General features: G+C 41.4%; 11 protein-coding genes. 8 read left to right on the top strand and 3 right to left on the bottom strand.

Going from position 1 to position 7,979, the window contains the following annotated elements; translation table 11 throughout:
• Positions 1-349: 349 nt before the first annotated feature.
• Together LD39_RS16715 and LD39_RS16710 are read left to right on the top strand one after the other, a co-directional pair.
• Entirely contained in the window at positions 350-667 is a 318-nt protein-coding gene (locus tag LD39_RS16715) for a YuiB family protein (protein WP_035550137.1), read from the top strand.
• A 94-nt stretch (positions 668-761) separates the two neighbouring features.
• A complete protein-coding gene (locus LD39_RS16710) occupies positions 762-1,442 on the top strand; it encodes a 3D domain-containing protein (RefSeq protein ID WP_035550134.1) in 681 nt (226 codons plus the stop codon).
• Between the two features lie 48 nt (positions 1,443-1,490).
• Here the strand turns inward: LD39_RS16710 and LD39_RS16705 are convergent, their stop codons facing one another.
• A complete protein-coding gene (locus tag LD39_RS16705) occupies positions 1,491-1,967 on the bottom strand; it encodes a divergent PAP2 family protein (protein ID WP_035550140.1) in 477 nt (158 codons plus the stop codon).
• 155 nt (positions 1,968-2,122) lie between these two features.
• Here LD39_RS16705 and LD39_RS16700 point away from each other — a divergent pair, with 155 nt between their 5' ends.
• Together LD39_RS16700 and LD39_RS16695 are read left to right on the top strand one after the other, a co-directional pair.
• Positions 2,123-3,598: a leucyl aminopeptidase gene (locus LD39_RS16700; protein WP_035550131.1), complete on the top strand. Its 1,476-nt coding sequence runs from the start codon at positions 2,123-2,125 to the stop codon at positions 3,596-3,598.
• Positions 3,599-3,719: 121 nt separating this feature from the next.
• The gene (locus LD39_RS16695) at positions 3,720-3,923 is read left to right on the top strand and encodes a hypothetical protein (RefSeq protein WP_035550128.1); all 204 of its coding nucleotides are present in this window, start codon (positions 3,720-3,722) and stop codon (positions 3,921-3,923) included.
• Positions 3,924-3,959: 36 nt separating this feature from the next.
• Here LD39_RS16695 and deoD read toward each other — a convergent pair whose 3' ends face one another.
• Positions 3,960-4,670 carry a purine-nucleoside phosphorylase gene (gene deoD, locus LD39_RS16690; RefSeq protein ID WP_035550125.1) on the bottom strand — a complete coding sequence of 237 codons (711 nt, stop codon included), beginning with the start codon at positions 4,668-4,670 and terminating at the stop codon, positions 3,960-3,962.
• Positions 4,671-4,908: 238 nt separating this feature from the next.
• On the opposite strand from deoD, the gene LD39_RS16685 reads away from it, so the two are divergent.
• Complete coding sequence (locus tag LD39_RS16685) at positions 4,909-5,397, top strand: cation:proton antiporter regulatory subunit (RefSeq protein ID WP_035550122.1); 489 nt, start codon at positions 4,909-4,911, stop codon at positions 5,395-5,397.
• A 6-nt stretch (positions 5,398-5,403) separates the two neighbouring features.
• On the top strand, positions 5,404-6,582 hold the full coding sequence (locus tag LD39_RS16680) for a cation:proton antiporter (protein WP_035550119.1): 1,179 nt from the start codon (positions 5,404-5,406) through the stop codon (positions 6,580-6,582).
• Positions 6,583-6,622: 40 nt separating this feature from the next.
• Here LD39_RS16680 and LD39_RS16675 read toward each other — a convergent pair whose 3' ends face one another.
• Complete coding sequence (locus LD39_RS16675; protein WP_035550116.1) at positions 6,623-7,009, bottom strand: kinase-associated lipoprotein B; 387 nt, start codon at positions 7,007-7,009, stop codon at positions 6,623-6,625.
• Positions 7,010-7,131: 122 nt separating this feature from the next.
• Here LD39_RS16675 and LD39_RS16670 point away from each other — a divergent pair, with 122 nt between their 5' ends.
• Both LD39_RS16670 and LD39_RS16665 read left to right on the top strand, forming a co-directional pair.
• Positions 7,132-7,311 carry a hypothetical protein gene (locus LD39_RS16670; protein WP_035550113.1) on the top strand — a complete coding sequence of 60 codons (180 nt, stop codon included), beginning with the start codon at positions 7,132-7,134 and terminating at the stop codon, positions 7,309-7,311.
• 99 nt (positions 7,312-7,410) lie between these two features.
• The coding region (locus LD39_RS16665) for a superoxide dismutase family protein (RefSeq protein WP_035550110.1) at positions 7,411-7,979 on the top strand (569 nt) is incomplete at its 3' end.

Genomic DNA, 7,979 nt, shown 5'->3' with positions numbered 1-7,979 from the left:
GCTTTTTTTTTTTCTCATTCTGGGGAAGCACTTGCGCTTTTCTGTATTGTCCAGCTCCAGCGTCTAGCCCTTCGAGGTCATAAGCAATCTCATTATGCGGCAAAGAACGCCGCGTCATGATTTTGCTTATGCTTGTCAGGGCTGTCAAGACGCTTGCGCTTTTCTAATTGTCCAGCTCCAGCGCCCAGATCCTCGAGCCATAAGTCTACCCCCTCTGTGAGGAAGAGCACCTCACTGAGGGTTTTGTCTTATGCTGTTCGGATCTACCAGGGCACTTGCGCTTTTCGACCATCAATTATAGAATGAGGGTTGGAGAAATCTACGTTGATGCGGGTTTAGGGGGATATTTTTGAATATAGTTCAATTCGTTGTTTCCATGTTATTGTTCTTTGTATTATTCTTCGGAATTTCTTTTCTTCTAAATATGATTTTAAGGTCATCATGGATCATGTCTATTGTCTACCCAGCTATCGTTTTATTAATTGTTGATGACTTTCCATGGACGAGATACTTTTCAGCACCTACGGAGTCATTTCCAGCAGTGTTTGAACACCTCGCTAATTTGAAGTTTATCGATATTTTTATTTTACTTAGTGGCTTTGCTGGTACGATTGTGGCAGGGGTTGTCATAAGATTCTTGAGGAAAAGTGGATATCAAATGTTTTAAGTTGAAAGCTGATGAAGGGCGTCTGTTGCCTCCGTCAGCTTTTTTTGTATAAAATTAACAAGCTTGGACATGATTACACCTAGAGGTGATTTTCATGAAAAAGCGTACGAAGAGAGTGCTGTACATCTTTTTATTCATCCTCGCTTTTTACAGCACTTTAGCGAATGTTTCCAACTTATCTATTACCGATCTGGATGAATGGATTGCGGCAAAAATCAATAAGGAATCGTTCGAAAGTACGTCGCTTGACGAAAAAGAAGTAATGATAAATGAGAAATCATTGAATGTTAAAAATGCGCAGCAACGGTATGTATCCAGTTCGACTGTAAAGGCAGCCCAGAGCTTAGCTGAGTCCATGGATCTGAGCCAATATCCTTCACACACTGTTGTAGCAACTGGTTACACGGCCGGGGAAGAATCCACTGGAAAAAATCCGGAACACCCTGAGTACGGAATTACATTTTCAGGTGTGAATGTTAAGCGGGATTTATATTCAACGATAGCGGCTGATTTGAGCGTCTTTCCAATCGGAACGGTTCTCTTCATCCCTGATTACGGATATGGTGTTGTCGCTGATAAAGGTGGCGCAATCAAAGGGAATGAACTGGACTTATATTTTCCTACAGTAGAAGATGTGTATAATCAATGGGGGAAGAAGACATTGGAAGTCTATATGATTAAAAAAGGTACGGGAAAATTGACTGAACAAGAGTTAACTCAGATGAACGAAAATGAAGCTTTGCAAGTTTTCCGTACTCAAATGAATAACGATTAATGAAAAGGAAGCCCCGCTCCATTCTGAGCAGGGCTTCCTTTTTTGAATTCAATAGATAAGCGAATGAAGCAAGAAGGTCAATAATATACCAGTTAACCCGCCAAAGAAGACTTCTATGGGCTGGTGACCCAACAACTCTTTTAATTCTTCTTTCTTCTGAAATTCCTCTTTATTTCCCCAATCTCTCGCTTCGCTTACGAAACGATTAAAATCTTTCAAAAGGATATTCAGCATGATGGCTTGTTCACCTGTTTGTCTTCGCACCCCGGTCGAATCAAACATGACAATGATTGAGAATACGCAAGCTACTGCAAAAATCGGAGAATCGAATCCACGCTCGATTCCAACCCCTGTAGCCAGTGCGGTAACGGCCGCTGAGTGACTGCTTGGCATTCCTCCAGTACTAAAGGCGAGGCTCGCGTTAAAATTTCTTGATGCGATAAACTGTATCGGAACCTTTACTACTTGTGCGAAAAAAATAGAGGCAATTGAGGCCCATAAGGGGAAGTTTTGTAGTAAATCCAACAACATGGTGACATCCTTTCCAAATAGACGAGGTTATTATGTAATCGTAATTTTATAACGTTGCATTCGAAGAGAACATTGTCATTATATCACAATTCTGGCTCATTCGTCTTAAAGAAAGTTTTTTTGTATACTAGTCTTTAGAGGTGATTTTTGTGTTTATTATTCAAAAAAATGAATTGGAAAAAGATCAGACGCTGGTCATTGGTCTGTACAAAGGAAAGACCAGAAATGAGGTTTCCAATAAAGCGGACCACCCCTGGGGGGAAGCCTTAGAAGCGTACATAAAAAGTGGTGATGTTTCCTACCAGTATAAAAATTTATCCAAAATCCTTTATCCTTCCGAAGATAGATTGACAAGACTATATTTCATTGGATTGGGAGTAAGCGAAGAGGTAACGAGGAATGCTTATAGAAAAGCTATAGGTTATGCATTTAAATCGATGTTAAAAGAAGGTCATGAAGAGATAAGTCTGGACTTTGACAGTTTGTGCCCTGCATCCCTTTCACTGGAAGAATGTGCTGAGATCATAGGAGAAACTGTCTTTACCTCAACCTATCGTCTGCCTTCATTTAAGACAGATGAACAGGAACCTAAATCAATTAAAAAGGTGAACCTCGTCTATGAAGGGGATGAGAGGGTTTTATCGGATGCTTTGAAAAAGGGGTATGCCCTCGCAGAAGGAGTAAATACAGCCCGCCGTCTTGTCCATTTGCCTGCAAACATCCTGACACCAACAGAACTTGCTGAGTTTGCGAGAACATTAGCAGAAGATCATGAATTTGAGATTGATGTACTCGATAAAGAGGATATGGAAAAGTTAGGGATGGGGGCACTGCTTGCTGTTAATCAAGGGTCAGTCGAACCACCTAAGATGATTGTTCTAAGATATCAAGGACTGGATAATTGGGAAGATGTGACGGCTTTTGTCGGTAAAGGCATTACTTATGATACAGGTGGATATTCCATTAAGACTAAAACAGGAATGCCTGGGATGAAGGGGGATATGGGAGGCGCTGCTGCTGTTCTTGGAGCAATGGATACAATCGGACGGCTGAAACCGAAAAAGAACGTCCTTGCTGTTATCCCTTCTTCGGATAATATGATTTCTGGAGAGGCATTCAAGCCGGATGATGTCATTTCGTCCATGAGTGGAAAGACCATCGAAGTATTGAATACAGATGCAGAAGGACGGTTGGCTTTAGCAGACGGAGTCACCTATGCTAAGAGCGAAAAGGCTGAGCGGATTTTTGATGTAGCCACGCTTACGGGCGGGGTTGTAACGGCGTTAGGATCATGGATGACAGGTGCAATGACAAATGATCAGATTCTTTTCGCAGAACTTCAGTCTATTGCAGAGGATATGGGGGAGCCGATTTGGCAGCTGCCTTACAACGATGATTATAAGGCTCAAGTTCGAAAAAGTGAAATTGCAGACTTAAATAATTCTCCTACAAGGAAAGCACATGCCATTATGGGAGGAGCATTTGTTGGCGCTTTTGTAGAGGATACGCCCTGGGTACATTTAGATATCGCAGGGACCTCTATTGCAGAGTCATCTCATGATTTGGGACCTAAAGGCCCGACAGGAGTCATGGCTAAAACATTAGCTGGATACGTGTTAAAATAGTGAATCGATACCTGGGTGAACGTTTGCCCGGGTATTTTTTTACAAAAGTAGGTACTTACCCACTCGAAAATGGACTGTCTGTATAAGATACATAGAAGTTCATTTAGGGAGGGGAACAGTCATGTCCCTTCGTTATAACTCCCCTGTTGGAAGCGATTTTGAGAGCTTAAAATCTTATGCTGGACAGTACGTGGTTGTATCTACAATAGAATGGGAATACCGAGGGAAACTTGAGGTTGTGACGACCGAAGGACTTGTCCTGACTGTGGGGGATTTGATTCATACGATTGATATGAAGAAAGTCAACGCGATCACACCAAAATAAATACACCCCGCTACATGTAGGGGGTGTCTTCGCTATTTAATCTTGAATTGCAGCTTCAAGAGCAACTTCAATCATATCATTGAATGTTGTCTGACGCTCTTCGGCAGTCGTTTCTTCGCCTGTAAGGATGTGGTCGCTTACAGTCAAAACAGAGAGTGCCTGACGATTGTATTTAGCTGCTAATGTATAAAGAGCTGTCGTTTCCATTTCTACAGCTAACACATTATATTTAGCTAAAAGGTTGAAAAGGTCCATCGCCTGGTCACGGTAGAAACTGTCACTCGTGAATACATTCCCGACGCGAAGTTTCAGTCCTTTATTTTCTCCAGCATCATAAGCGTTTTTCAATAAGTTGAAGTCAGCCGTTGGAGCGAAATCGATGCCTCCAAAAACCATGCGGTTCATTTGTGAATCTGTCGTTGACGTAGAAGCCAAGATGACGTCACGGACTTTTACATCGTTTTGAAGAGCACCACAAGAACCTACACGAATCAGTTTCTGGACACCATAGCTTTCCATTAGTTCGTTGACATAGATAGAGATTGAAGGTACCCCCATTCCTGTTCCTTGAACAGAAACCCGTTCTCCCTTATAAGTACCAGTGTAACCATACATGCCACGGACTTCGTTGTAGCAAGTGACACCTTCTAAGAAGTTTTCTGCAATATATTTAGCACGCAATGGGTCGCCAGGTAATAAAATTTTATCTGCAATATCTCCTTGGTTTGCTCCGATGTGTGTTGTCATAGGAATTCCCTCCTCAATATCTTTAACTATTTAAAATTACCACACCACTTTGCAGAAGACAAATAACCTTGTATTCTCAATAAAGTTGTTACAATATATAGGGTAGAAGGAACGGTGGAAGGGTAAAGAAAGCTACCTTCCTTTTCAATCAAAAAAATGTTAACTCAGCATGAAATGAGTAAAAATAGGTTCTGGTATAATCACTAAGTATAGGATGAAAGTAAGGAGTGTATGTGTCGTGAATATATCTATATCCCAATTGCCTGGAATCGGACAAAAAATATCGTTAATAACAGGCGAGGATAGTATGCTTGTTTTGATTGTCCATCATACAGGGAAAAGGGAGCTTTATTTTTTTGAAGATGCGGATAGTGAAGAAGCAGATTTTGCTATGGACCTCACTTCTGATGAAACGAGAGAGTTAGGTGCACAATTGTTAGGTGCCACTTACCAACCTGTTGATGCAGACAAATTAAAGATTTTCCAAAATCAAATTGTCATTGATTGGGTAGAATTGAAAGAAAAATCGAGTCTCGCTTTTAAAACCATTGAAGAATCTGAGATACGAAACAAAACAGGAGCCACTATCATTGGAATCGTGAAAGGTGACGAAACGATAGCGATACCTGAAGCGGATACCAAATTACAGCCAGGAGATGTCATCATGACCATTGGGAAACAGGATCAAATTGATACCTTATCCGACTTGTGTAAAGGAGAGGAATGATGACTGTTGCATTTTGAATTTCCAGCTCTGCTAGGTGCGGGGCTTATTTTGCTATTCATATTTTACTTAGGTTTTTTGAGTCTAAAAATTAAAGTGCCAAACGTCATCCTTTATATTTTACTTGGGATCATCATAGCAGATTTTGTCCATGACAGTGAGCTGCTTCATTTTGCAAGTGAAATAGGAATTGTCTTATTGTTTTTCCTTTTAGGACTTGAATTTAGCGTGAAACGTTTAGGTGGAATAGCGAAAAAAATATGGCCATCAGGACTGCTTGATGTTTTTCTTAGTCTCGGTGTAACAACGGGAATAGCCTTATTGTTCAATTTGGATTTATTTTCAAGCTTCCTTATTGGTGGTCTGGCTTATGCGACGAGTTCATCCATCACAGCAAAGCTTTTGGATGACCGCGGGCGTATGGCGAACACGGAAACGGAGTTCATTTTAGCTATTTTGATTTTTGAAGATTTGGTCGCTCCAATCGTCGTAGCGATTTTGTTCGGAGTGAGTACGGGGGAGAACTTCTCATCGCTCACCTTTATCATCCTTGTTGGAAAAATCGTCGGGTTGACCGTTTTAGCGGTTCTCCTTGGGAAAACCGCATTTAAGCGGTTTGAAAAGTTTCTCGATCGCATTGATGATGAGGACTTCAAAATTGCATTACTCGTAGGGATTGCGCTTGCCTATGGTGGACTGGCTCTATACCTTGGATTATCTGAGGTGTTGGGAGCATTTCTGGCAGGTATGATGCTGGCTGAAATCGGAAGGATAGAAAAAGTCGAGCAAACGGTCTTTCCTGTTCGAGATCTCATGCTTCCCACCTTTTTTATCTATTTCGGTACAACCATTGAGCTAGGAGATGGAGTTCCGATGGTGGCGTTGCTGATCGCAGTTATAGTATGGTCTGTTATCGCGAAGGTGCTCCTGGGAGTCCTTGGGGGACCGATGTACGGGTTGTCCAAACGTGTCTCGTTAAGAGCCGGATTATCCTTGTGCGCCCGAGGTGAGTTTTCTGTCGTAATTGCAAGTGTTGCAACAGGGATTCTAAAAGTGTTCAGTGGACTATATATTTTAATTGCAGCATTCGTCGGAATGATTCTTTTCGAACAAGCTTCAAAAATCACCAATAAAGTGTATGGGAAACCAGTGAAGAAAAAGAAGAATTTAAAGGTGCCTGGAAATTAAATGAAGAGAGGTCGCCGAAGAAGTGGCGTCCTCTCTTTGATTATTGTTTGAAATATTGGTTTTCTAGATCTTCTAATTGTTTATAGGCCTGCTGGTTGAACTCCGTTTCTCTTCTTGTCAATTTTGCTTTTAAGGTTTCAATCGATTGGGCTAAGGATTCTTTATATTCAGGAATTGAAGAGCTTTCATAAGGATGGACGGCTTCCTTTTGGATATTAGCTTTTTCATTGTAACTGAGTGCCTTCCTTTGGTGGAAAAACACGCCATCCGTTTTACCAGGATTGTGCAGGTCTCCTTGCATCGGATGTTTTTCAACAGCAAGAATCTTAACTAAATAAAAGCGATTTCGATCTTCCACAACCTCCCCTACATAGATCCCCGATTTGTAATGAGCTTTGACGATACTGCCAATAGCCAACTCTGACATACAATCTCCCCCTTTTTCTGTATTGTATCAAAGAATGGAATTGTGAAGAAATCATGAAGAGCGTGAAGAACGAGGAGGTTATCTGCTATAATGAGGGAACAAGGGAAGGATGTGATGCTCCTATGATGGAATTTCTTTATTTTCCAGAAGACAAAAGCGAGTACATTCCCGCTGTTCTTTCATTACTTGTATTCGTTATCGCAGCAGCTATTACCATGATTTTCATTATAAAAGCTTCTCAAAAGGAAGAGAAGAAGACAGAAGAAAACTACCACCTAAAAGAACACGAGAATGAGAATTGACAAAACCACGCCGGAGGAAATCCAGCGTGGTTTTTGTTATAGATTTTAGTAGGTTGGAAATACTAATTCAATAAAAGTTAGTATGATTGAGGTGTAAGGATGAAGAAATGGATAGGCTTCACCTTGTTTGGTCTTGTGTTACTTGCCGGATGTACAGGGGATCAACGGTCTCCTTTAGATACGTCGATCTATAACCAAACCAATGATAAAATCGGTACAGCTTCCTTAAAGGAGACCCCGGATGGAGTAGAGATGACTCTAAAAGTCGAGGGACTAGAACCAGGCGTTCACGCTGTTCACATTCACGAATTTCCTGAATGTGAGGCGCCGGATTTTAAAAGTTCAGGCAATCATTTCAATCCAAAGGCAAAAGATCATGGGCTGATGAATACAGAAGGAGCGCATGCAGGGGATATGCAGAATGTCGAAGCAGATGCCAGCGGATTGGTTGATGCGAAGGTGATGCTTCCTGAAGCGAAGTTGAAAGAAGGCCAAATGTCTCTGTTGCGAAAAGAAGGGACATCGATTGTGATTACTGACGGACAGGATGACGGGATGACACAGCCGGCAGGAAACTCAGGTGACAGGATTGCTTGTGGAAAAATCACATTGAACGCCGATAAAGATGAAGCTAGTGACCCGACAGAACCAGATAAAAAACAAGAGAA

Source organism: Halobacillus sp. BBL2006 (genome assembly GCF_000786645.1).
Taxonomy (GTDB): Bacteria; Bacillota; Bacilli; order Bacillales; family Halobacillaceae; genus Halobacillus.
The sequence above is the reverse complement of the archived record's forward strand: the minus strand, read 5'-3'. Positions and strand labels throughout refer to the sequence as shown.